Genomic DNA, 24,115 nt, shown 5'->3' with positions numbered 1-24,115 from the left:
AGGTTCTATCTATGAAAAATAAATTAATTCTGAAAAATTCTCAGAATTATATTTTTTTAGTTGGTAATTCAATAACGAAGATACTGCCAATGGGATGATTATTTTTTATAAAAACTTTTCCATCGTTTAATTCAACGATTTTTTTGACGATTGATAAGCCTAATCCTGTTCCGGGAATGTCTTGCGAACGAGCTTTGTCCACGCGGTAGAATCGTTCAAATACTTCGGATTTTTCATTGTCAGGGATTCCCATTCCATTATCTGCAATCTTTATTTCAGCTTTATTATTATCGGAAGTTAATTCGACAGATATTGTACTGCTACTGTCTGAATATTTACTAGCATTATTTAGCAGGGCAATAATAACTTGCTTAATATTCTCATTATTAACAAATGCCACTACTTTATTACTAGTTTCTCGATGGATTTTTTGAGGGATCTCACTTTCATAATTATCAAGTGTATCGTTGATAAGTTCTGATAGTTCCACATAGTCCCTTTGGACTTTTGCGTGATCCATTCGTGATAGTTGCAGCAGACTCTCAATCATATCCTGCATTCTCAGAGATTCGCTATCGATAAATTTGAGTGATTTAGGAATTATCTCAGGATGGTCCGTTCCATGCCGTTCGATGAATTGGACATGCCCTCTGACAGCTGTTAGAGGGGTTCGTAATTCATGGGAGGCGTCTGATACGAATTGATGATCACGGATAGCTTGGGTATTTAATTGTGTCAATAATTGATTGAATTCTTTGCTTAAGTCGTGAACTTCCTGAGGACTTCTGGGAATAGGCAGTTGTGTGTTGTATGACAATTTATTGGCTTGATTAACTTCATGAGTTGCAGCGGTTAAATCTTCAAGTGGCTTGTTAAGCTTTTTGGCTAAAATAGAAATTAACCAGATACCGATTATCAAGCCGAAAATCATCACAAATAATAAAATATCAAATATCAAATGAAAAATATGTAATACATTATGGAAACTAGTCCAGATCTCATAATGTATTCCACGATTGTAACTAGTCTCGTGATAGAAAAATTTTTGACCGTCTTTGTATTGGAATGATTTATAAAGTGTTTTGGGTTTTGGTGATTCATTTTCAAATTTACCAGCACCCTCAGAATAGAAGACGTGTTTTTTACCATTTCGATAAAAATACACTTTGACGTAAGTATTAGTTTCATCCACATCACTAATTTTTCGCCAACGATTCCAATCAGGCTTATCATCAATAAATGATTTTTGCAGATTATCCATCAAAGTATGGGAATCCTCAATCCGTGATCGCACAAGCTGATATCCAACAGTTACCGTCAACGACAATCCAATTAGAATGATTATCAATGACAGTATCAGAGTATATGCCTTGGTTATTTGACCAGCGCTCGAGTTACTTCTATTCATGAATTTTTTAATCATGATTTTCATACCTCAGTACATATCCGACTCCACGGACTGTTTGAATCAATGATTCATGATGAGGAGAGTCGATTTTATTTCTTAGATATCTAATGTAAACATCGACTATGTTTGGTTGACCGTCAAAATTGATACCCCAGACTTTATCTAATAGTTCTTCACGCGTCAGGGTATCATTAATATTCTGCAGGAGAATTAGAAGTAAATCATACTCGCGTTGAGTGAGTTGGATGATTTCATCATTTTTGATTACTTGTCGTGATTTAGTATCAAGTGATAGATCACCAATTTGATAGACAGCAGAGGTGTCTTTTTGATCATCTTGATGTCTTATGATGACTCGAATTCTTGCAAGTAATTCTTCGATATCAAATGGTTTAGTGATGTAGTCATCGGCACCACTGTCTAATCCGGCTACTTTGTCACCAATGTAATCTCTCGCAGTCATCATGATGACCGGAACCTTGGAATGTCTACGAATACGGCGGAGAACTTCAAGACCGTCTAACTTAGGTAACATCCAGTCTAAGATGATTAAATTGATGATGCTTTTATTTTCTTTATATAAGTTCCAAGCTTGTTCACCGTCACGAGCCGTGATGACATTATAGTTTTCAAATTGTAGTTCAGGTTCTAGGTATGAAACTAAGCTTTCTTCATCTTCAACGAACAGTATGGTTTTTTTCAAAATGTTTCCTCCAAGATTAGGGTACAACAAAAAGGCATTTCTACAACATAATACTGTAGAAATGCCTTTTTGTGTAATTTGTTTTTTTAGTTAATGCTCTAATTAACCTAAAACTTCAACTGTAACGTTTTGACGACCAAATGATAATGCTTGTGAATTAGGCATAGCAATATCTAATTGATTAGGATTGCTGTATGCGAATAGGCCTGTATCATTAACGACACGATCGTAAACTGTACCGTTACCGTCTGTAATTCTTAAGTGAGTGCCCTTAGGGAATTTTGATAAGTTAGCAGCGACACCACTATAACCCATATTTGAACCAAGAACAGCTGGATCATAAGCAGTAGCGTTCATTGTAAGTGTTTGTGTAACGTTGTCATCTGACATGTATTGACCGTTCACCCATTGGTTTTGACCAACATTGTACCAGATTTGACCATTGTCATCAGTTGTTGATTCATAAACTGTATAACCGTAACCACCAATAACTGTGTTACCTGTGAAGTAACCACCATTAGCTGCACTGTAAAGATTTACGTTACCGTTAGCTTTAACATACATGATCTTGTTCATTTGTGTTGAAGCCTGTGTAGCAGGCTTTGAGCTTGTATCTGAAGCCTTGATCCATTGATTTTTACCAACAGCATAGAACAATTCACCGTTAACGCTAGCGGCCTTAGTGTATTGCCATGCAGAATCGTTAACGAGGCTGGCACCAGTAGTAGCGATTCCACTTTCTGTAGTAGGTGTTCCGTAGATTTGTGCACCAGATGCATTATTGATATAAAGAACACCTGATGTAGCTTGTGTAGCAACCGTAGCAGCTTGGACATTTGATGTTGAGCCTAATGTTACAAGTGCAAGTGAAGCAACAGTTAATAGTGAAGCAGCGAAACTTTTGATTTTCATAAAAGATATATCCCCTTAGATAAGTAAAAACATATTTGTTTAATTGAATTTTTCTAACCGAGAAATATCATATAACGTATAGAACTAAAAAAGTTGGATATAACCTAAACGTAAATTAGGTATAATCCAACTGTAAAGTGTGTGTAACATAACTGAAACATTAGAGGTATTTTTTAACTTCAACTAGTAGTTGGTCAACGGTACTGATAACAACACCATTCATCTTAATCAAGCCGATAGTGTAGTTATTGATGTAGCCAAATGGATTTTCACCGATAGTTTTAACGGCCTCAAGTTTGGCAGGATTGTTGAAACCATGTTGACGTAGGTCAGTCCAAAGACCAACGATTGGAATTTCTTTACCAAATGCTAGACCGATCTCAGTAGCCACACCGTCGTCCATAGTATCGCCGTCCAGAACAGCTACAACTAGGTCAGATGAAAGAAGTTCTTTATTATCCTCTTGTGCAATCTTAATTGAGTCGGCGTAATTCATCTTGTCATTGATGTCACCATTTTCTTGAGGTAAGTAGATCTCAATGTCACTGGACATTGCACGAATTTTTTTAACCACCATGTCATTGTATAGACGATCAGCTTCAGAGAATAAACCATTAGCAAAATAAATCTTCATTAAAAAATCCTTCTTTCATTATATTGGTAATTTAATATTAGCATTATTTAACTTGTGATAGGTGACTAATTGTAACAAGAAAAACTTCTGATGACACTTTTTTGGAATAGTTCCATTTCCCGAGTAAATTCTCTATCTTTGAGAGATGCTAGGACTACGTTCATTTTTAAAACATTAGGACTTACTTTGTAGATGTTACATAACGAGGAGTTAAATTGCTTGTCCAAAAAAGATTCTGGCACAAAAGTTGAAGCCAGTCCTTTGTAAGCTAGAGAAGCTGAGGTTTGAATAGATTTAACTTTTAGCACAGTATTCAAGTTTATTTCTTGTCGATTCAAGAAGGTCTCCAATAGGCGAGAGAAACCGGAACCTGAGTATAAGCTGATGAAATCTTGTTGTTTCAGACATTCAAATTTATCTTCTAGGATATCGATTTTGGATTTTTCAGGAGTGAAGTAGGGCGAATTCTTAGCTAGGATCAAGTAAATCGGTTCGTATTTTAAATGAGTGAATTGAATCGTATTGGTATATATAGGTAACATGCGAATCTGAAAATCTAAATCTTGATGGAGTAGTTGTGATTCTAATTCAGCCGAAGGATTTTCGGACAAGGTTATATGGATGTTGGGATATTTATCGTGGAATACTGGTAAAACATTTGGTAAGAAGGTCGAAGCAATTGACTGATTTATTCCTAAACTAATATGACCGTTTTTATTATTTGCAATATCGTGTACTTCTTGATAAAGGTTTCGTTTCTCAAAAGCAATTGTTTCTAATCCCGACATAAATTTTTCACCAGCATATGTCAAGGTTATCGGATGATGTGAACGATTCAAAAGAGTTGCACCTAATTCTTTTTCGGCTTTTAGTACAACTTTGCTTAAATATGATTGTGAAATAAATAACTGATCTGAAGCTGCAGAAAAACTTCCAAAGTTTAAAATGGCGTTGAAATAATTCAGTAATTCATCGTAATTATTCATGTAGACACTCCTATTCCAATATGGTTATAGCTTATCACAATAAATGGAATTTCATTAGGTATATCAAGGGCTGTATACTATAAATGTAATTGTTAATAACATCACATAGAAATATCTGGGGAGTGTTTATATGAAAAACTGGGATAAAATATTCGGCTTCATATTGTTAGCGGTGCTTATTTTTGGAGCACCATTTATCTTGCCGACCAATATGCATTACATTAGATTACTTATTGGTTTGGCAATGGGTTATATATTATCTAGATCTTATACGGGGTTTGCAGGGAGTGTTAATAGAGCCTATAACACGGGCTCAACAAAGTTAATGCGTACATTGATGTTTATGTTTCTTATAACAGCAATTGCGAATGTGTCATTCTTATTCTCTGCCAAGGATATTACAGATTACGACTTGTGGATTAATCCAATCAATCTAGGCTTATTGCTAGGTGGATTACTTTTTGGATTTGGTATGTCATTTTCATCATGCTGTGCCACGGGTACATTGACCGACTTGGTAACTGATTTGCCAAGAGCTGGAATTACGTTGATTTTTTTCTGTGTTGGAGTATTTATGGGATTTCCAGTACAAACAACTCAATCATGGGTTCAAAAATCATGGTTTACTTCAGAAACAGGATCTAAATTTTCAAACGGTGTCTACATGCCAGATTGGTTCAAATGGGATGGCTTAAATGGCTATTTAGGTGCCATTGTTTTAACAGCCGTTTTCGCCGGAATTGGTGTCTATCTATCATATCTATATGAAAAGAAACGTCGTAATGAATCAACATATTCGGGTGTATTATCAGAAAGAATGCAGGATAAACCTTTATCTGACGAAGGTATCGCTGACTATTCATTAACAAGTCAAACCAATTACGATGTTATGTTTAAGCGTCCCTTGACTTTGAAACAAGGAGCTATCGGATTAGCATTTTTATTTGTATTATTAATGGGCCTAACAAAATCAGGTTGGGGAGCTTCAACTCCTTATGGATTCTGGTTTGGTAAAGTTCTAACTTCATTTGGTGTTTCTGCTGGGTCACTTTCAAGTTTTACCAATCAACCAGCAGCAGTATTTGCAGGACCTTGGCTAGCTAATGGCGTTACTGTACAAAACTTTGGTATCTTACTTGGAACTTTTGTTTACTTCTCAACTGCAGGGTTAATGAGTGAAACGATTCATTCTGTTCCATCACTGACTGTTAAAAGTAGCACGTTGTATGCAATTGGTGGTTTTTCAATGGGATTTGGTACACGCCTTTCAAATGGTTGTAACGTTGGTGCTTTGTACAGTCCAATCGCAACCTTCTCATTGTCAGGATGGATATTCTTAGTTGTCTTAGTTGCAGGTGGAATTCTTGGAAATATGGTTGCTAAGAGAGTTTACGCGTAATTATAAATATTGAATATCACCCCCTATTCCTATTTAGTCATAAGTAATCACAATAAATGGAATTTCATTAGGTATATCAATGGATGTATACTTCAAATATAGATTGTTAATAAAATCACATTGAACTTAGGGGGAGATATAATGATTTCACAGAAAATGAAAAGTTATGGATTGAATCCGAAACAACCCGTTATTGGGTTGGGATTGTTCATACTTACAGTTATTTGGGCATTTTATTTATATAGTCAAGTTAATAAATTACCAATGTTTTTATTTGCAGGATTAATGATTGGGTATGTTTTAACAAGGTCCAGGTTTGGTTTTGCTGGCGGGATCAAACGAGTATTTTATCGTGGAGAATCTAGTTTGACCGTTGCATTGCTTGTTATGTTTTCACTTACTGCAATTGTTAATATCGGTATTCAATGGGCTGCTGCAAGTGGTGGAGCAATTCCAGCTTGGCTGGCGACAAGTGATAGCCAGGCAATTATTCCTGGAACACAAAATGTCAGAATGGGAAATATTTCTACTGCACTTGGTGGATTTCTGTTCGGTATGGGAATGTTGATGGCTGGTGGTTGTGCCAGTGGTACACTATCAGATTTTGGCGAAGGAGAAGGACACTCATGGGTAGCATTACCATTCTTTGTTCTTGCTGCAGCACCTGGCCAATGGGTTGGTTATCAACTTGATCAATCAGCAATCGGAAAAATTGGTATTCAAGGTTGGATGCCACAATATATTGGGTACGGTGGAGCAATCTTTGTTACCTTGCTGATTTTCTTTGGATTGTATGTAGTTGCTAAGATGTATGAGAATCATAAAAAGCAAATGGGCATGTATTCTGATCCAAAATCAGATTATTTAGAATATGAAAAGCCCATCAATACAAATGAAAAAGAATTTAGTTTAACATCATGGGAAACGTATCATAAGTTCTTTGTTGAAAGATGGAGCTTTTTAATTGGAGCAATTGGAATTTCTATTGGTGCAATTTTTGTATTAGTTACAACTGGCAAAGCATGGGGCGTTACAACACCATTTGTTTCATTAGATCAGAAGTTCTTAGGATTGTTTGGAATGAAATTTACTTCTCCAGCTTTTGATGAAACTGCCAAGGCTATGCAAGGCAGCTTGTTAGTCGACGGAGGAACTATTAGAAATATTGGTTTGGTATTAGGTGCTTTTATTGCATTTTTAATGGCCGGTAGATTTTCATTTAAGTTTAAATTTAATGCTAGATCATTCATGGTTTATGCCACTGGTGGATTATTGATGGGATTCGGAAGTAGATGTGCACGTGGATGTAACATTGGTGCCTTGTATTCTTCAATCTGCAACTTTTCAATCCACGGATACGTATTTATGGCTTTCTTAGTATTAGGTGGCATGGTTGGAATTAAGATGTTCGAAGGCAAAGTTGATATCTTACCAAAATATGAATTACCAAATATGAATGTTGCAACTATTTAAGGAGGAATTGTAATGAGTAAAAAAGTATTAGTAGTAGGTGGGGTTGCTGGTGGTGCATCAGTTGCCGCTAGAGTTAGACGTTTGGATGAAAATACTGAGATCACAATGTTTGAAAAGGGACCAAATGTTTCGTTTTCAAATTGTGCTTTGCCATATCACTTGAGCGGAACAATTGAGGATGCTGATGACATTGTCTTGATGACTCCGCAACAATTCAAGATGCAATATAATATTGATGCTGAAGTTAATACTGAAGTTATTGATGCGGATTACAAGGACATGACAGTTACTATTAAGAATACGATTACTGGCGAAACAAGTACCAGAGACTATGATGAACTATTTCTTTCACCGGGTGCCGTTCCAATTTTGCTAGAATCGATCAAAGGTGTTCACAACGAGAACGTCTTCACGGTTCGTAATGTTGAAGACATCAAGGCTCTGGCTGGATACATCGAAAGCAATAACGCTGAGAATATTACAGTTGTTGGTGGAGGTTTCATCGGACTTGAAGTTATGGAGAACTTGGTCGAAGGTGGAAAGAATGTTGCGTTAGTTGAGGCAGCACATCATGTTATGGCACCGATTGATGACGATATGGCACAAATCCTTCATAAAGAAATTCTCGACAATGATGTTAACTTGATTGTCGACGATGGAGTATCTGAAATTTCAGATACAAAAGTTACATTAGCTTCTGGTAAAACAATTTCTACTGACGTTGTTGTGATGGCAATTGGTGTTAAACCAGATGTAACTTTAGCGGAAAAAATTGGTGTTAAACTAGGAGATACAGGTGCGATTGCTGTCAACCAAAGCTATCAAACTAATCTTCCTCACATCTATGCGGTTGGGGATGCCATCGAAGTTACCAACATGATCACTAGAAAGAAACAACGTCTTGATCTAGCTTTCCCAGCTCAAATGGAGGCCCGTGCTGCTGCTGACCATATGTATGGCAGAAATGTTACACAACGTGGCGTCATCGGTTCTCAAGTAATCAAATTATTCAAGATGAACGCAGCTTCAACTGGATTAACAGAGAAACAGTGTCTAGAGAATGGTATTGACTATAATGTTGCGATGATTATTCCTAAGGATAAAGTAGCTTTGATGCCAAATGCCAAACCACTATACTTTAAGCTGATCTTCGGCGTACCGTCAGGTGAAATCCTTGGTGCCCAAGCTGTTGGTGAAAGTGGTGTCGATAAACAAGTCGATGTGATCGCAACAATGATCTCGATGTATGGACACGTTGAAGATTTACAAAATCTCGAATTGTGCTACCAACCAATGTTTAGTACCGCTAAGAATGCTGTTAATATGGCTGGCTTAGTTGCGACAAATCTTCTTAATGGCGAGTTCAAACAGGTTAGAATGTCAGAGGTTAGAGGATTGGTCGAAAGTGGAGCAATGATTGTTGACGCACGTGAGCCTAAAGAATATAAAGACGGTCATATCAAGGGCGCAATCAATATTCCATTGAGTGAATTCAGAGATAGATTGGATGAAATTCCTCACAATGTGCCAGTTTATGTTCACTGTCTATCAAGTCAACGTAGTTATAACATGGTACGTGCTTTAGGTAACTTAGGGTATACAAATATTTATAATATTGTAGGATCATTCTTAGGATTATCAGAATATGAATATTATCACGACACAGTTGATGATAGAGAACCTATTATTGATGGATATCGCTTTGATCTAATGTAGAAAACGTATAAGAATGAAACACAACTAGACGTGGTATTCGTATCACGTCTAGTTTTTTTCGGAGGGAAATATGAAGACAAGAAAGAAGCACTATTGGGGTATAACAGTCGCTACATGGTTAGTTTTGCTAGTTATTTGGCAACTTGTGACATCGTTAAAAATCACACCAGAAATACTTTTGCCAAGTCCAGAGAAGGTTATTTCAACATTCGTCAACTTGAGTAAATACGGTTATAACGGCATTCCGCTATGGTATCACTTTATGATCACTATGATCAGATTATTAAGTGCAGTTTTGTTGGCTATCATTACAGCTGTACCTTTGGGATTGATAAGTGGCAGAATTAAAATTATTTATTCAATGTTTGATTCTATAATTCAATTTATTAGACCGATTCCACCACTGGCATATTACACTTTGCTGATTTTGTGGGTCGGTATTGGTGAAACATCAAAAGTTGTTCTTTTATATTTGGCAGCTTTTGCACCAATTTACTTAGCCTGTATTTCCGGTGTGCAAAAGGTTAATGATGACTATATCAAAAGTGCTGAATCTCTAGGTGCTACCCCCAGACAAGTGTTCTTCCATGTTATTTTTCCCTCCGCGTTACCAGATATTTTTACTGGAATAAGAACGGCTGTCGGTATGGCTTATACAACGGTTGTCGCGGCTGAAATGGTTGCAGCGACGTACGGAATTGGTTGGATGATCATCAATGCTTCGAAATATTTGAAGAGTGACGTTATGTTCGTTGGCATTATTATTCTCGGAATTACCGGCGTGGCTTTAGATCAATTATTAAAAGTTATCGAAAAAAAGATTGTCTTTTGGAGTGGTAAATCATGAGAAAAACAATCGGAGTTTTGACAGTTGTATTTAGTCTTTTACTGATAATGACAGGATGTGCTCAACACAAAAACGAACCCCAAAAAGTTAGTGAAGTTAGAATTGGCATATTGCAGGTTCCTAATGACGTTGCTGCCGCTCGACAGTTGAACTATTTAAGTGATTATTTCGATAAAAAAAATATTAAAACAAAATATATTATTTTTGATTCAGGAGTCGACGCTAACAAAGCCTTGATTTCAGGTGATATTGATTTTGCGACAATGGGTGACACTAATGGAGTTGTAGCAATGTCTTCAAAAATCGACGCTAAGTTGATTTGGGTTAATGATGTTCTAGGTAATAATGAGGGTTTGGTAGTTCGCAATGGCAGTGGTATCAAGAGCTTTCAAGATTTGTCTGGTCAAAAGATTGCGACACCATTTGTTTCAACTTCACACTATAGTTTGATGATGGTACTCAAAAAGTATAATTTGTTGGACAAAGTTTCCTTATTAGATATGGATACACAGGATATTGTTGCCGCATGGAATCGTGGCGATATTTCTGCTGCATACACGTGGCAACCAACTTTGACACCAATGTTGAAGAATGGACATTTCTTGATCACTAGTGAAAATCTACGTAATCAGAATCGAGTTACAGCCAATATAACATTGGTGCGTGGCGGATTTGAACGCAGTCATCCGGAATTAGTCAAGGGGTTATTACGACAGTTGAATCGTACTCATCAGGAGATTCAGACTGATTCTAAAAAAGTTATTACCGCTGCTTCAAAGCAAAATGACTTAGGATACAGTGAAGCAAAATCACAAATTGGAACGTCAGAGTGGTTAACTGCTAAACAAATGGTTGATCAGAACTTTTTAACTGAAACTTTTCAGACACAGCTATATATCACAGGTAAGTTCATGGCGGATCAGCAGACAATCGATCATTTACCAACTAAAAAAGAAATCAGTGATTTTGTCGCTACGAATTATGTAAATGAATTGGGGGATAAATAAGTGGAAAAAATAATCGAAGTAAAAAATCTGACACTCACTTATCCGGGGGCTGATGAATCGACTTTGGATGCCCTCAATCTGGACATCAATCGTGGGGAAATCATGACCGTCATTGGTAAATCTGGATGCGGTAAAAGCACATTGCTCAATACAATTGCTGGGTATCTCCAGCCGACTTCTGGTGAAGTGCTATTAAATGACGAACCAGTCACTGGTCCTAATTGGAAACTTGGAGTTGTGTTTCAAAATAACGCACTTTATCCGTGGTTAAACGTAGCGGATAATATTGGCTTTGGTTTAAAGATGCGACATTTCGATAAATTGAAGATCGAATCTCGGGTAAGTACTTTACTGGATCAGGTGCAATTAGCTGACAAGAAGAATGAGTATGTCTTTTCTTTATCTGGAGGGATGCGCCAACGTGTGGCAATCGCTCGTGCCTTGGCAAATCAACCACAAGTGGTTATGTTCGATGAATCGTTTGGTGCTTTGGATGAGTTTACTCGCAATGATATTCATAATGTTGTGTTGGATTTGTGGAAATCATTGCATTTGACGTTCTTTATCATCACTCATGATATCGACGAGGCAATTAAATTGGGTAATCGTATCGCTATCATGACTCCAGACAAAGGTATACCGATCAAAGTAATTGATAATCCATATTTCAATATTGATTCAGCTGAGATCGATGCTGAATATATGAAATACAAGAACGATATTTTGAAACAAATAATTTAGAAAAACTTAGTCATATCCCTAATAGGATGTGGCTATTTTATTTTGTAGAATATTCTTGTTGACAAATGTAGACACCAAGAATAAAATGTAACTAATGATTACAATTGTAAACAAGAAAGACGAGGGGATTATTTTGACAAAGATCATAGTTCTAATAGGCGGTTTAGCGATTATAGGATTTATTGTTTGGTGGTTCTTCGGCAAGCATGAAGTAGCTGAAGTATCAGCCGATGTAGCGAATGATTCACAAAGTATTAATGTAGAGGTCAATGGTGGTTATTCACCTGAAACGGTTGTCTTGAAGCAAGGTGTTCCAGCAATTCTCAACTTTACTAGAAAAGATAAATCAAGTTGTTTGGACCGAGTAGTCTTCTCAGATTTCGGTATCAATCAAGCATTGCCAATTAATGAAGAGCAACAAATTAAAATAGATACCACCAATCCCGGTGAATATCAGTGGGCTTGTGGTATGGACATGTTTCATGGAAAAGTTATTGTTAAATAAAAAAAGAGAGAGTGAAAAAAGTTGGGAGAGCATCGGCTAGATTAGAGAGAGTGCCACGTAGTACTATTATCACTAATCTTAGCAAGCACAGAAATCTGACTTTTTAACTCGTTTATGAAGGATGAGGATGAATATTATGAATGAAAATACACAAGAAGTTAAAGTAGAAGTTGCTGGAGGATACAAGCCAAATGTTGTTAATTTGAAACAAGGCGTTCCAGCTAAAATCTCATTTACTAGAACTAATGAACAAGGTTGTTTGGACGTTGTTCATTCAAAAGAATTAGGTTTTGAGGAAGATCTTCCTATTAATGTGACTAAGACAGTTGAGGTATCAACTGACAAAGCTGGTGAATATGACTTCAGCTGCGGTATGGACATGATGTTTGGGAAGGTGGTTGTTTCCTAATGACTATCACAAAACGTTTTTGGATCTCATTAATTTTTTCACTTCCAATGTTAGCCAATATGATTTTGATGCCATTTGGTTGGATGCTTCCAGGTGGTAATTGGACCCAATTGATTTTAACAACCGTTGTAATGCTAGTTTCAGCACGTCCATTCTGGCAGAGTGCTTGGGCATCTTTTACTAAGCATCATTCCAATATGGATACTCTAGTCGCTATTGGAACGGTAACAGCATATGTTTACAGTATCTACGCCATGATGACTGGACAAGCGGTATTCTTCGAGAGTGCTGCTTTTGTTACAACATTTGTTCTATTAGGACAAGTATTTGAAGAGCGAATGAGAAATAATGCTTCAAATGCTGTTGAGAAGTTAGTTGATTTACAAGCTAAAGACGCTGAAGTTATGCGTGACGGTCAACTTGTCAAAATTCCATTATCTGAAGTTGTTGTCGGAGATATCGTTCGTGTAAAACCTGGACAAAAAGTGGCAGTCGATGGAACTATTACAGAAGGAACATCAACTATCGATGAATCCATGGTTACCGGTGAAAGCATGCCAGTTGATAAGAAAACTGGTGACAAAGTTATTGGTTCGACAATCAATAGTAATGGTACTTTTATGTTTAGAGCTGAAAAAGTCGGTGATGATACGATGTTGTCACAAATTGTTGAATTAGTTAAAAAAGCTCAAAACAGTCATGCTCCAATTCAAAATTTAACTGATAAAGTCTCGGACATTTTTGTTCCTGCAGTTATGATTATTTCTATCTTAACGTTTATAGTTTGGTACGTATTCCTTGGTGCTTCAATAGCTAGTTCCTTGATTTTCGCAGTGTCGGTGATGGTTATTGCTTGTCCTTGTGCCTTAGGATTAGCAACACCGACTGCTTTAATGGTTGGTACTGGTCGTTCCGCAAGAATGGGTATTTTGATTAAGAATGGTGAAGTTTTGGAAGCAGTTAATGACGTTAAGACAGTTGTCTTCGATAAGACTGGTACGATTACAGTTGGTAAACCTGAAGTTACTGATATTGTTGGTGATGAAAAAACTGTATTGTCATTTGCAACAGGGTTGGAACAATCTTCTGAACATCCTCTGGCTTCAGCTATTGTTAAGAAGGCTGACAAGGAAAATATTACTGTACCAAAAGTTAGTGAATTCAAAGCTATCGAAGGTAAGGGTGTAGAAGCCTTGATTGACGGTCAACGCGCCTTTGTTGGTAATGACAAATTATTAGCAGACGTTAAGATTGACGATTCATTACAGCGACAAGTTGTTAAACTTCAACAAGAAACTAAGACAGTAGTTTTTGTTGGAGTTGAAAACAAAGTTATCGGATTAATTGCTATCCAAGACGCTCCTAAGGAAACCTCTAAAGAAGCTATTGCAGATCTCAAGGCTCGTGGGTTAAAGACTGTGATGTTGACTGGTGATAATCAGCTTGTTGCTGAAGCGATTGCTTCACAAGTTGGGATTGATTCAGTTATTGCAGATGTTTTGCCTAGTGACAAAGCTGATCACGTCAAGGCATTGCAACAAGATGGTAAGGTTGCTTTTGTTGGAGATGGAATCAATGATGCTCCAGCTTTGACGGTTGCTGATGTCGGAATTGCTATGGGTTCAGGTACAGACATTGCTATTGAATCTGGTGGTATTGTCTTGGTTAAGAATGACCTGAGGGATGTTGATCGTGCACTTGCCTTGAGCAAGAAGACATTCAATCGAATTAAGCTGAACTTATTCTGGGCCTTCGTCTACAATGTTCTAGGAATTCCAGTCGCTGCCGGAATATTCTACGGTATCGGCTTGAGTCTAAGCCCTGAATTAGCTGGCTTGGCAATGGCATTCAGTTCATTGTCGGTTGTAACTAGTTCGATGCTGTTGAATAAAGCTAAGATTACAAGCAAAGTAAAAATTGCATAGTAAAAAGCGTTGATGAATTTTTTTCATCAACGCTTTTTTTGGCTCATTAATTATCTAATATTACATTGTTGCAAATTTTTCTTTAATGGTTTCAGCTGAATTCTTGAATTTAGTTTTTTCTTCATCAGTTAATTTGATTTCGTTAACAAATTCTACACCATGCTTACCAATGACGGCAGGTTGACCGATGTATGTATCGAATTCTTCGTTGTAACAGGATACGGGACATTCAAATTGAGCATCGGATAGAACAGCTTGAGCTAATTTAACAGCACAAGTTGCGATACCAAAACTTGTATAACCTTTACCTTGATAAACGGCCCAGCCACCTTTTCTGATTTCTTCTTCAAGATCATCATAGTTGAGATCTTTGCCTTGTTGCTTAGCAAATTCAACTAGGGAATGGTTGTTGACGCGAACACCTGACCAAGCTACGAATTGAGAATCACCATGTTCACCAAGAGTATAACCAGTAACATTCTTAGAATTGGCACCAAATTGTTCAGCGACAACACGTTGCATTCTAGCTGTATCAAGAAATGTACCTGTACCCATAACTTGAGTAGTTGTTAGACCAGCTGACTTCTGGAGATATTGCGTGATGGCATCACAAGGGTTAGTTGTGTCGATCACGATACCATTGAAACCAGAAGCTTTGATCTTAGGAGCAACCTCTTTGACGATAGCGTTGGTATATTCAAATTCTGCCCAACGATTGCCGGTTTCTTTGGCAGCATCAACTTTCCCAGCAGTTAAGAATAGAATGTCGGCGTCCTTTAGTTCGGAGTAATCCTGAATCTTGATGACTGTGCTGGTATCCAACCGGGCTTGAGCATCTTGTAAGTCGAGTTGCTCAGAGATGGCCTTGTCTTCTTTTTTGTCGATCAAAACTAGTTCGTCTGCAATTCCTTTGGTTACTAGGGTGTAGGCGACGGTAACACCAACGTGTCCGACACCGATGATTCCAAATTTTCTCATTTTATTGATTCCTTTTTATTTAATTTTATGTGTTTGTGGAAGTTAAAGATATTATCTTAAACTAGTTATCATGCTCTATTCTACGACTTGAATCCAACCTTCAGGCGCCTCAACAGTACCAAATTGAATGCCTGTTAGTTCATCGTAAAGTTTCTTAGTAACGGGTCCGACTTCTGTTTCACTATAGAAGACGTGGAGGTCGCCATTGTGTTCCAGACCACCTATGGGAGAGATAACGGCAGCTGTACCACAAGCTCCAGCTTCTTTGAAGCGGTCAAGTTGATCGATATAAACGTCGCCTTCTTCTGTTCCTAATCCAAGACGATGTTCAGCGAGCCATAGTAATGAATACTTAGTGATTGATGGGAGGATCGATGGTGACTTAGGTGTTACGAAGACGTTGTCCTTAGTAATACCAAAGAAGTTAGCAGATCCAACTTCTTCAATTTTCTTATGGTTGACTGGGTCAAGATAGACACAGTCGGCGAATCCATCTTTATGAGCTTTTTCACCTGGCAATAGAGATGCAGCGTAGTTACCACCAACTTTGGATTGGCCAGTACCCTTGTGAGCAGCACGATCGTATTGTGATGTAGTGAAGTTGACTGGTGTCATGCCACCTTTGAAGTAACTACCAACTGGCATTGCAAAGATTGTAAAGGTGTATTCTGGTGCTGCATGAACGCCGATTGTAGAACCTGATCCAATAAGAAGTGGACGGATATACAGTGTTCCACCTGTACCATATGGTGGAACGAAGTCAGCATTAGCTTTAACAACTTCTTTGACAGCATCGACAAACTTATCTTCGGGGAATACTGGCATAAGTAGTCTTTCAGCTGAATTCTTTAAACGTGATGCGTTACGGTCGGGTCTAAACAATTGAATTTTGTTGTCGGGAGTACGATAAGCTTTCATACCTTCAAAGGCGCCTTGGCCGTAATGAAGTACAACGGCTGCTTCGTTTAATGGGAGAGTACTGTTTTCGGTAAGACCGCCGTCCTGCCAAGCACCGTCTTTCCAATGGGCTGTATATCGATATGGTAAGTCCATATATTCGAATCCTAAGTTATTCCAATCTAGTTTTGATGCATCTGCTTTTGCCATAAAAAATCTCTCCTTTATTAAAAAAATAAATTTTAAGTTAATTTGTATGATAGTGCTTGTACTAATGGCAAGTCAACCATATCTAAGAAAAAGATTAAAAATACGTTGACAATTATTATAATTTGTCTAATAATTGCCAGTAATCAATAAATGGAGGCGCACACTATGAAATACGCAGTTTTAGGAGCAGGAGCAATGGGCCTGCGATATGGAATTTTACTACAGCAGGCTGGTTTCCCAGTAGATTTCGTTGAAATCTGGGATGATCAGATCAATAAAATTAAAGAACAGAACGGAGTTTATGTATCCAGAGATGGTAAAGATAAACACTTAGTGCCCGTCAACATTTATTCTCCAGAAGATTACGAAGGCAATCCCGATGTCTGGATTGTCTTCACCAAACAAATGCAATTAGAAGATGCCCTGAAACGTACAGCAGGTAGTTTCAAGGATCATCAATATGTCGTTTCACCTATGAATGGGATGGGTCATATTGAAAAAATAAATAAATATTTTAAACCCGAAAAAGTAATTGGTGGAACGGCTTTGATCGGGACTGTTTTGAATGCCGCCGGTGATGTTGACTTCATTGGTGCGTCCGGGGCCGGCAGCATGCATATGGCTAATCAGACTGAAAAACCTGACGATACAACGAATCAAATTGTTGATGAATTTACTAAAGCTAACTTGAATCCAACATTGACCACTAATTTCTTAGGAACATTGATGGCAAAGGTTATTTTTAATTCTGTTATCAATACATTATGTACAATGTTTGAAATCCAAATGGGCGAGTATATTCAGGGACCAACTGCTGAAAAATTAGGACGACAACTTATCAATGAAGCATTTGATGTATGTGAACGTGCTGGAATTAAACTGTTAAATACACGTGAGGAAGAATGGCAGACTATTAAATACGTAAGTACTGATACCAATCCATTACACTTCCCATCAATGTATCAAGATATGTCAAAAGGTCGTCCGACTGAAGTTGACTATATCAACGGTTATATTTATGAATTAGGACTTAAATATCATTACGAAGCAACAACACATGAATTCTTGAGGAATCTGGTTCATCTGTCAGAATTTGCCCGTGATTTTGATCCTAAGTCATTGGAAGCATAAATAAAAAACACAAAAAAAGTCGAGAAAATTATTTTTTCTCGACCTTTTTTGTACTATCTCTGAATACTAATTTAGTAGCTAGTTCTAACTTATACGGTACATGATTTTTATTTGTCAATAAATCGTAGAGTAATTGTACTGCAGATGCTCCCATCTGAATCGTCGAAACGGAAACAGAACTTAATTCTGGATTAACAAAACTGGCGACTGAGGTATTGTTGAAGCTAAAAATTTGAATATCATCAGGAACTGAAATATGAGCTTCTTGTAATGCTTGCAACGCACCAGATGACATCGGGTCATTGCTGATGAAAAATGCCTGTGGAAGAGTATCTAACTTCTTGATAGCAAGTTTCATCTGCTCATAACCGGACTTCTTTGTGAAGTCGCCCTTAAAGCAATATTTTTCTTGAAATAGTTCTTCTTGAGCTAAGTAATCTCTATAACAATCGAAACGTTTATCGACGATTGTCTTAAGTCCATCGGTTGACTTCTCTTCACCATATATAATACCTATATCTCTGATCTCTTGATCTAAGAAGAAGTCCAGTGCGTGTTGAACGCCGTATTTGAAATCAGTCAGAACGGTATCGAAGTCATTTGCAAATTGGTCGTCATCAATGAAAACGATATTCCTAGAATATTTTTGCATATGGTCAACTTGTTGAAAACTATATTTTCCAACTGCAATTATTCCATCGATATCACCGTCAATTGTGGAAAAATCATTGTTAAAGATACGTATGATCTCAAAGTTGAATTTCTGAATTTGTTTTTCGATACCTTCACGAATCATCATATAGTAGATATCATCTTGTTCTTGGGACTCTGAATACCATTGAACTAGAGCAATTCTAGTTTGATTTTTTTTACTTGTTTTGGAATAATTCATTTCTTCCGCAATTTTAATGATTCTTTCACGAGTATCATCAGTCACAGATAGTGTCAGATCGTTGTTGAGAACTCTGGAAACAGTAGCTGGTGAAACAGAAGCTCGTTTAGCAATATCACGAATTGTAGCCATTTATTTCACCTCATTTAGACTATTAATAAATTTATCAAAGGCTTTTCTTCCTTGATCATCCCATTTGTATACACCGGCATTTTCTAATACGTGAGAAAATACTAATCCAGTTTCTGTATTAACAACATCTTCGACATTTTCAGAAGTTAATTCATATTTTTGCTTGAGTTGATCGGCCCATTGATGATGGTATTCAGCCATTTTGTTAGGTTGATCTAATAAGTATTTTTCAACTTCAATTAATTCAGCTTTTAATCTAGCAGGGAGGATTGCACGTCCCATGACTTCGATCAAACCAATATTTTCTTTCTTTATGTGTTGATATTGCTTGTGAGGATGGAAGATTCCGTCTGGGTATTTTGCTGAGGTTTGGTTGTCACGTAGGACGATATCGAGTACGTATTGATCATCTTTTCGGTAAGCAATCGGTGTAACCGTGTGATGACTAATATCATCTGTATATGCACGAACATCAACTGATGCGTCAGAATATGATTTCCAATGTTTATGAATTAGCGTAGCAGCCTTGATCAATTGTTCAGGGGTATCACTGATCAGTCTAATATCCGACAATGGCCATTTGACGATACCAGCCTCAACATTGTTGATTGGCAAATTGATTTTTTTAACGATAGGAGCCTTCATCATTGGGAATTCATGACGTCCACCTTGATAGTGGTCATGTGAAAGCATTGAGCCGCCGACAATCGGTAGATCAGCATTACTACCAACGAAATATTGTGGAAATTGTTTAGTGATTTCTAGTAGGTTGTTGAAAGTATGCTGATTGATAATCATAGGACGATGAATGTGTGACAGGAAGATTGCATGCTCAGTAAAGTAGGCATAAGGGGAGTACTGGAATCCCCAAGTTTCGCCTCCGAGCATGAAGCGGATAATGCGGTGATTACTTCGAGCTGGGTAACCAAGCCTTCCCAGGTAACCTTCGTTTTCCATACATAATTGGCATTTTGGATAGCCATTTTGGGTTTGAACGCTAGCTTCGGCAATTGCCTTAGGATCCTTCTCAGGTTTGGAGAGATTGATGGTTATTTCTAAGTCACCATAATCAGTTGCGGTTGTATAAGAAATGTTTTTGGCGATTGCCTTTGTTTTGATGTAATCATTTTTACGACTTAGTTCATAGAAGTAGTTAGTGGCAGACTCTGGATTTTTTTGATATAAATTCCAAAATTTTTGGTTCACCTCTGATGGAGTTGGTGTGTACAAATCCATCAGTTGGTCACTCAATATTTCTTTTTCGGTAGGTGTATTCGTGATTTTTTGATTCTGGATAGCGGTTTGAATCAAAGCATCACGAACTACTAGTAAGTTTTTGCCATTGAGAGTACATTCATCACCAACCAATGCTCTGACACGATTGATTAAGTAGATACGATCCAATTCTTGATAATTATTGTCTGAACTAATAATTACATCGACAAATTTATCGATTGCATTCATATTATTTTTCCACCTTTAATTCTATTGGTCCATCGGATATTTCCGCAATGTAGAAGTCAGCGTTATAACCGATGATTTGTTTATAAGTTTCACCGACATTTTCTTTGAAGTTTTCCACCTGGTCTTTTTCAACGATAGCAATTGCACAGCCACCGAATCCAGCACCAGTCATACGAGCACCCAAGACTCCAGGTTGCTGCCAAGCTGTTTCAACGAGCGTATCGAGTTCTTGACCAGTAACTTCATAGTCATAGTGAAGTGAAACGTGTGATGCGTTAACTAGTTTTCCAAAACTAACTAGGTCATTTTGCTGTAATTTATCGATTGCACGAAGGGTGCGTTGGTTTTCGAAAACAGCATGACGAGCACGACGAATCAAGGTATTGTCATTTATCAAATATGAATTCTGATCAAATTCATCAATTGTCAAATCACCCAGTGACTTAATAGGTAAAGCTGATTGTAGTCTTTCAAGCGCTTGTTCACACTCACTACGATGTTCGTTGTATTTAGAATCAGCTAATTCACGCCGCTTGTTAGTATTCATGATCACAATAACGTGGCTTCCTAATTCAACGGGTGCATATTGATAGTTCATCGTGTTAGTGTCGAGTAAAATTGCTTGATCTTTTTTACCCATACCAACTGCGAATTGATCCATGATTCCTGAATTGACACCGATGTATTTGTTTTCGTCTTCTTGCCCAATCTTGACTAAGTCTAATTGATCAACTTCAAGGTCGAAGACTGTGTTTAAAATTGTTCCCATTAATAATTCAATTGATGCTGAAGAAGAGAGTCCAGCTCCATCAGGTAAGTTTCCATGGATGAAGAGATTGAATCCATGGTCGAAACTATAGCCGTGTTCTACAAGGTAATACATAATTCCACGTGGATAATTGGCCCAATCATCAGCTTTGTTATAATCCAAATCAGTAGTTGTAAAACTAATAATTCCATTTTCTGGAAAGTTAGCTGAATATAATTGAACCACGTCGTCATCACGTGATCCATAAGCAGCGTATGTTCCCAAGCTGATGGCACATGGGAAAACATTGCCACCATTGTAATCGGTGTGCTCACCAATCAAGTTGATTCGTCCTGGTGAGAAGAATAATCGCTCAGCCTTGCTATTAAATATGCTCTTAAAATCTGACAAAAGGTTATCTGTTTTCATAATTTTCTCCATATTTAGTAAATGTTTACTAACTAATAATAACTCCTTTCGGTAGTATGAGCAAGGTACATCGAGTAAACAACTAGTAAACAAAATATGTTAGTGATAGAACAAGCCATTTCATAATAGAAATATATGACAGTTATGTTATGCTTTAAGCAATACTTTTATATATTTAGAAGGAAAAAAGAGGACGAGTTATGCCAACGGCAATTGTGACGGATACGGCTTCATATTTAACACCCGAACAGATTGAAGAATTCAATATTAGAGTGTTACCAATTACAGTTATTTTGGGAAATAAACAATACAAAGAAACAGAAGAATTAGGACTAGATAAGTTTTATGATTATCTAAATACTGAAGAAGAATTACCAACTACGTCTCAAGTTTCAATGGGCCAAATTGAGGAAGCCTATGATGACTTGGTTTCAAAAGGTTACGATAAAATTATTTCAATTCATTTATCTAGTGGGATAACTTCATTCATGGATAATTTACGAATGTTTTGTAAGGATTATGACAAAGCAGAAACCTTTCCGTTTGATTCATTAGTGGCGAGCGCTGGTGAAGCTAATTTGGTTTTATTAGCCGGTAAGTTAGTTAAAGAAGGTCAAGAGCCAGAAGAGATCATGCCGAAGTTATTGAATTTACGTGAGACGATGGAAGTACGTTTTGCGGTTGATAATTTGAAGCACTTGATGCGTACTGGTCGGTTGAGTAACAGGTCAGCGGTTATTGGTAATCTTTTGAATATTAAACCAATGCTTACTTTTGATGAAGAAGGTAAGATAATTGCTATTGGTAAAGAACGTACCATGAAGCGAGTATTCAAGTTGATGTGTGAGAAGATTCAAGAGACGCTTGACACTGTAGATTATAAGGTTCATGCAACAATTATCGATGCGAATAATCAAGAGTTGTCAGATGCTTGGACTAAAGAATTAGAAGAGAAATTTCCTCAGATTCGAGTTACTCAAAGTTCACTTGGTCCCGCTATCAGTGTTCATACTGGTGAGAAGACGATGGGAATCATTTGGCAAGAGGATTGGCAGACAATTAAATAGTGTATTGAAAAGGAGCATCCATTTTTGTGGATGCTCCTATTTTTTCCTACTGTTGAAAATAACTTCACCTGCTGTGCAAATGAAGAATTCGATGTTCCAACAACAAAGTACTAAACCTCGGAAGTTCGAGAAACCAACCAACGTGTCATTACCAAGCAAACAATTATCATACTAAGTGAAACTACGAAACCAATCTTAATACCGATCAACTCACTAGCTAAATAATTACCCGGATTAGCACGAGTTGACATACTGATGACACCGACTAACAATGCTGTACCAAATGATGCCGCCACTTGTCTTAAAGTATTATAAGTTGCAACACCGTCAGGCAATATTTCGTGTGGAATAGAGGCTAAAGCTTGGGTCTGAATGGGGATCAAAACTTGGCATAAACCCATCTGTCTGATGGTTTGCCCCAAGGTTACAACCAGAATCGATGTGGATAATGTTGTGAATGATTGTAGCCCAGTACCGATACAATCAACTATTAAACCTGAAATAACCAGTCGTTTAACTCCAAACCTATCATATAAGCGACCGCTGATTGGCGACATTATGGCGGTAAAAGTTGCACCAGGTAGAACGACTAATCCCGATTGTAATGCACTGTAATGCATAACATTCTGAACTAGGATCGGAATGATAATAGAATTACTGTACATTGTTACCATTAAAATCATATTTATGACAACGGCGACATTGTATTGTTTGTAATTAAATATGTTCAGGTTAATGAATGGGGATTCATTTCGTCGCTGAGTTAGTACAAATAATATCAGAATAATAAGACCAATTAGTGCAGATCCGCCAATATTGAGGCTTAAAAAATTAGCCGTTCCTATATTTGACAGTCCATATAGTAGGAACAACAATCCTAAACTAGACAAGAGTAGTCCTGTTGTATTGAATTTAAGTTTTGTTTCTTGATGATTTCCCTTTAAAAAGATGATTGATAGAATGATGTTTATTGCTGTGAATGGAATAACCAAAATAAATAAATAACGCCAGGATAAGACTGACAACACGAATCCTGATAAAGTTGGACCAACAACTGGTGCGAAGTTGAATGCGAGCCCAATTATGCCCATGACTTTACCTTGATCTTGTCTTTCGGCGGAGTTCATTGCCATCACGTTAACTAGTGGCATCATGACACCGGCACCGATGGCTTGGATCATTCGTCCAGTTATCAAAAAGACGTATTGTTGCGAGAGGGCACCGAAGATGGTCCCTAATAAAAAAATAGTCGAGAAGAATAAATAGAGATCTTTAAATGAAAATTTTTTGAGTAAGAAAGCACTGGTGGGAATCATAATGGCATTAACTAGAATATAGCCATTTGTTAACCATTGTCCCATTGATGTGGTAATAGAAAAAGTTTTCATGATTGATGGTAAGGCAGTACTCATCAAGGTGGAACTTAACACTCCGAAGAAACTTCCAATGGTAACAATTGCCAACGATAATTTGGCTTTTTGATTCATTAACGATGCACTTCC

The 24,115-nt window shown here is 37.3% G+C and carries 22 protein-coding genes; 11 read left to right on the top strand and 11 right to left on the bottom strand.

What is annotated here, in order from left to right; genetic code table 11:
• Positions 1–46: 46 nt before the first annotated feature.
• The 5 genes from EKM68_RS01115 to EKM68_RS01095 form a co-directional block, all read right to left on the bottom strand.
• The gene (locus EKM68_RS01115) at positions 47–1,423 is read right to left on the bottom strand and encodes a sensor histidine kinase (protein ID WP_164509320.1); all 1,377 of its coding nucleotides are present in this window, start codon (positions 1,421–1,423) and stop codon (positions 47–49) included.
• Positions 1,416–2,111, bottom strand: coding sequence for a response regulator transcription factor (locus tag EKM68_RS01110; RefSeq protein ID WP_125587826.1), 696 nt, complete (start codon positions 2,109–2,111; stop codon positions 1,416–1,418). Before EKM68_RS01110 ends, EKM68_RS01115 begins: the two co-directional genes overlap by 8 nt.
• A gap of 102 nt (positions 2,112–2,213) precedes the next feature.
• Positions 2,214–3,023, bottom strand: coding sequence for an SLAP domain-containing protein (locus EKM68_RS01105; RefSeq protein ID WP_125587825.1), 810 nt, complete (start codon positions 3,021–3,023; stop codon positions 2,214–2,216).
• Positions 3,024–3,183: 160 nt separating this feature from the next.
• Complete coding sequence (locus EKM68_RS01100; RefSeq protein ID WP_125587824.1) at positions 3,184–3,657, bottom strand: nucleoside 2-deoxyribosyltransferase; 474 nt, start codon at positions 3,655–3,657, stop codon at positions 3,184–3,186.
• 65 nt (positions 3,658–3,722) lie between these two features.
• On the bottom strand, positions 3,723–4,643 hold the full coding sequence (locus EKM68_RS01095) for a LysR family transcriptional regulator (protein ID WP_125587823.1): 921 nt from the start codon (positions 4,641–4,643) through the stop codon (positions 3,723–3,725).
• 130 nt (positions 4,644–4,773) lie between these two features.
• Here EKM68_RS01095 and EKM68_RS01090 point away from each other — a divergent pair, with 130 nt between their 5' ends.
• The 9 genes from EKM68_RS01090 (at position 4,774) to EKM68_RS01050 (ending at position 14,665) form a co-directional block, all read left to right on the top strand.
• Positions 4,774–6,042, top strand: coding sequence for a YeeE/YedE thiosulfate transporter family protein (locus EKM68_RS01090; RefSeq protein ID WP_125587822.1), 1,269 nt, complete (start codon positions 4,774–4,776; stop codon positions 6,040–6,042).
• 141 nt (positions 6,043–6,183) lie between these two features.
• Complete coding sequence (locus EKM68_RS01085; RefSeq protein ID WP_125587821.1) at positions 6,184–7,515, top strand: YeeE/YedE family protein; 1,332 nt, start codon at positions 6,184–6,186, stop codon at positions 7,513–7,515.
• A gap of 12 nt (positions 7,516–7,527) precedes the next feature.
• Entirely contained in the window at positions 7,528–9,231 is a 1,704-nt protein-coding gene (locus tag EKM68_RS01080; RefSeq protein ID WP_125587820.1) for an FAD-dependent oxidoreductase, read from the top strand.
• Positions 9,232–9,301: 70 nt separating this feature from the next.
• The gene (locus EKM68_RS01075) at positions 9,302–10,078 is read left to right on the top strand and encodes an ABC transporter permease (protein ID WP_125587819.1); all 777 of its coding nucleotides are present in this window, start codon (positions 9,302–9,304) and stop codon (positions 10,076–10,078) included.
• A complete protein-coding gene (locus EKM68_RS01070) occupies positions 10,075–11,085 on the top strand; it encodes a taurine ABC transporter substrate-binding protein (RefSeq protein WP_125587818.1) in 1,011 nt (336 codons plus the stop codon). Before EKM68_RS01075 ends, EKM68_RS01070 begins: the two co-directional genes overlap by 4 nt.
• Positions 11,086–11,826 carry an ABC transporter ATP-binding protein gene (locus EKM68_RS01065; protein ID WP_125587817.1) on the top strand — a complete coding sequence of 247 codons (741 nt, stop codon included), beginning with the start codon at positions 11,086–11,088 and terminating at the stop codon, positions 11,824–11,826.
• Positions 11,827–11,920: 94 nt separating this feature from the next.
• Positions 11,921–12,331 carry a cupredoxin domain-containing protein gene (locus EKM68_RS01060; RefSeq protein WP_191987364.1) on the top strand — a complete coding sequence of 137 codons (411 nt, stop codon included), beginning with the start codon at positions 11,921–11,923 and terminating at the stop codon, positions 12,329–12,331.
• A 136-nt stretch (positions 12,332–12,467) separates the two neighbouring features.
• Complete coding sequence (locus EKM68_RS01055) at positions 12,468–12,740, top strand: cupredoxin domain-containing protein (protein WP_125587816.1); 273 nt, start codon at positions 12,468–12,470, stop codon at positions 12,738–12,740.
• Complete coding sequence (locus EKM68_RS01050; protein WP_125587815.1) at positions 12,740–14,665, top strand: copper-translocating P-type ATPase; 1,926 nt, start codon at positions 12,740–12,742, stop codon at positions 14,663–14,665. Before EKM68_RS01055 ends, EKM68_RS01050 begins: the two co-directional genes overlap by 1 nt.
• A gap of 60 nt (positions 14,666–14,725) precedes the next feature.
• Here EKM68_RS01050 and EKM68_RS01045 read toward each other — a convergent pair whose 3' ends face one another.
• Both EKM68_RS01045 and EKM68_RS01040 read right to left on the bottom strand, forming a co-directional pair.
• Positions 14,726–15,643 (bottom strand): L-lactate dehydrogenase, encoded by a 918-nt coding sequence (locus EKM68_RS01045; RefSeq protein ID WP_125587814.1) that lies wholly within the window; start codon positions 15,641–15,643, stop codon positions 14,726–14,728.
• 75 nt (positions 15,644–15,718) lie between these two features.
• Complete coding sequence (locus EKM68_RS01040) at positions 15,719–16,750, bottom strand: branched-chain amino acid aminotransferase (protein ID WP_125587813.1); 1,032 nt, start codon at positions 16,748–16,750, stop codon at positions 15,719–15,721.
• A 165-nt stretch (positions 16,751–16,915) separates the two neighbouring features.
• On the opposite strand from EKM68_RS01040, the gene EKM68_RS01035 reads away from it, so the two are divergent.
• Positions 16,916–17,881 carry a ketopantoate reductase family protein gene (locus EKM68_RS01035; protein ID WP_125587812.1) on the top strand — a complete coding sequence of 322 codons (966 nt, stop codon included), beginning with the start codon at positions 16,916–16,918 and terminating at the stop codon, positions 17,879–17,881.
• A gap of 28 nt (positions 17,882–17,909) precedes the next feature.
• On the opposite strand, the gene EKM68_RS01030 is transcribed toward EKM68_RS01035, so the two are convergent.
• From EKM68_RS01030 to EKM68_RS01020, 3 genes are read right to left on the bottom strand one after another with little or no spacing between them, the layout of a single operon-like run.
• Positions 17,910–18,905, bottom strand: a complete 996-nt coding sequence (locus EKM68_RS01030) for a LacI family DNA-binding transcriptional regulator (protein WP_125587811.1) — start codon at positions 18,903–18,905, stop codon at positions 17,910–17,912.
• Complete coding sequence (locus EKM68_RS01025; protein ID WP_125587810.1) at positions 18,906–20,369, bottom strand: UDP-glucose--hexose-1-phosphate uridylyltransferase; 1,464 nt, start codon at positions 20,367–20,369, stop codon at positions 18,906–18,908.
• A 1-nt stretch (position 20,370) separates the two neighbouring features.
• Positions 20,371–21,546 carry a galactokinase gene (locus EKM68_RS01020; protein ID WP_125587809.1) on the bottom strand — a complete coding sequence of 392 codons (1,176 nt, stop codon included), beginning with the start codon at positions 21,544–21,546 and terminating at the stop codon, positions 20,371–20,373.
• Positions 21,547–21,746: 200 nt separating this feature from the next.
• Here EKM68_RS01020 and EKM68_RS01015 point away from each other — a divergent pair, with 200 nt between their 5' ends.
• Complete coding sequence (locus EKM68_RS01015) at positions 21,747–22,613, top strand: DegV family protein (RefSeq protein ID WP_125587808.1); 867 nt, start codon at positions 21,747–21,749, stop codon at positions 22,611–22,613.
• Positions 22,614–22,723: 110 nt separating this feature from the next.
• Here EKM68_RS01015 and EKM68_RS01010 read toward each other — a convergent pair whose 3' ends face one another.
• A complete protein-coding gene (locus tag EKM68_RS01010; RefSeq protein WP_125587807.1) occupies positions 22,724–24,100 on the bottom strand; it encodes a DHA2 family efflux MFS transporter permease subunit in 1,377 nt (458 codons plus the stop codon).
• Positions 24,101–24,115: the final 15 nt, after the last annotated feature.

The sequence above is a fragment of the Companilactobacillus jidongensis genome (assembly GCF_003946575.1).
Taxonomy (GTDB): domain Bacteria; phylum Bacillota; class Bacilli; order Lactobacillales; family Lactobacillaceae; genus Companilactobacillus; species Companilactobacillus jidongensis.
This window is presented reverse-complemented; position numbering and strand designations above follow the sequence as displayed.

Excerpts from the sequence above, each read along its gene's own strand:
- EKM68_RS01015 (WP_125587808.1), top strand. The coding sequence starts at position 21,747 with ATGCCAACGGCAATTGTGACGGATACGGCTTCATATTTAACACCCGAA.
- EKM68_RS01020 (WP_125587809.1), bottom strand. The coding sequence starts at position 21,546 with ATGAAAACAGATAACCTTTTGTCAGATTTTAAGAGCATATTTAATAGC.
- EKM68_RS01085 (WP_125587821.1), top strand. The coding sequence starts at position 6,184 with ATGATTTCACAGAAAATGAAAAGTTATGGATTGAATCCGAAACAACCC.
- EKM68_RS01095 (WP_125587823.1), bottom strand. The coding sequence starts at position 4,643 with ATGAATAATTACGATGAATTACTGAATTATTTCAACGCCATTTTAAAC.
- EKM68_RS01080 (WP_125587820.1), top strand. The coding sequence starts at position 7,528 with ATGAGTAAAAAAGTATTAGTAGTAGGTGGGGTTGCTGGTGGTGCATCA.
- EKM68_RS01050 (WP_125587815.1), top strand. The coding sequence starts at position 12,740 with ATGACTATCACAAAACGTTTTTGGATCTCATTAATTTTTTCACTTCCA.
- EKM68_RS01010 (WP_125587807.1), bottom strand. The coding sequence starts at position 24,100 with ATGAATCAAAAAGCCAAATTATCGTTGGCAATTGTTACCATTGGAAGT.
- EKM68_RS01030 (WP_125587811.1), bottom strand. The coding sequence starts at position 18,905 with ATGGCTACAATTCGTGATATTGCTAAACGAGCTTCTGTTTCACCAGCT.
- EKM68_RS01105 (WP_125587825.1), bottom strand. The coding sequence starts at position 3,023 with ATGAAAATCAAAAGTTTCGCTGCTTCACTATTAACTGTTGCTTCACTT.
- EKM68_RS01115 (WP_164509320.1), bottom strand. The coding sequence starts at position 1,423 with ATGATTAAAAAATTCATGAATAGAAGTAACTCGAGCGCTGGTCAAATA.
- EKM68_RS01025 (WP_125587810.1), bottom strand. The coding sequence starts at position 20,369 with ATGAATGCAATCGATAAATTTGTCGATGTAATTATTAGTTCAGACAAT.
- EKM68_RS01035 (WP_125587812.1), top strand. The coding sequence starts at position 16,916 with ATGAAATACGCAGTTTTAGGAGCAGGAGCAATGGGCCTGCGATATGGA.
- EKM68_RS01060 (WP_191987364.1), top strand. The coding sequence starts at position 11,921 with ATGATTACAATTGTAAACAAGAAAGACGAGGGGATTATTTTGACAAAG.
- EKM68_RS01040 (WP_125587813.1), bottom strand. The coding sequence starts at position 16,750 with ATGGCAAAAGCAGATGCATCAAAACTAGATTGGAATAACTTAGGATTC.
- EKM68_RS01075 (WP_125587819.1), top strand. The coding sequence starts at position 9,302 with ATGAAGACAAGAAAGAAGCACTATTGGGGTATAACAGTCGCTACATGG.
- EKM68_RS01070 (WP_125587818.1), top strand. The coding sequence starts at position 10,075 with ATGAGAAAAACAATCGGAGTTTTGACAGTTGTATTTAGTCTTTTACTG.
- EKM68_RS01045 (WP_125587814.1), bottom strand. The coding sequence starts at position 15,643 with ATGAGAAAATTTGGAATCATCGGTGTCGGACACGTTGGTGTTACCGTC.
- EKM68_RS01100 (WP_125587824.1), bottom strand. The coding sequence starts at position 3,657 with ATGAAGATTTATTTTGCTAATGGTTTATTCTCTGAAGCTGATCGTCTA.
- EKM68_RS01055 (WP_125587816.1), top strand. The coding sequence starts at position 12,468 with ATGAATGAAAATACACAAGAAGTTAAAGTAGAAGTTGCTGGAGGATAC.
- EKM68_RS01090 (WP_125587822.1), top strand. The coding sequence starts at position 4,774 with ATGAAAAACTGGGATAAAATATTCGGCTTCATATTGTTAGCGGTGCTT.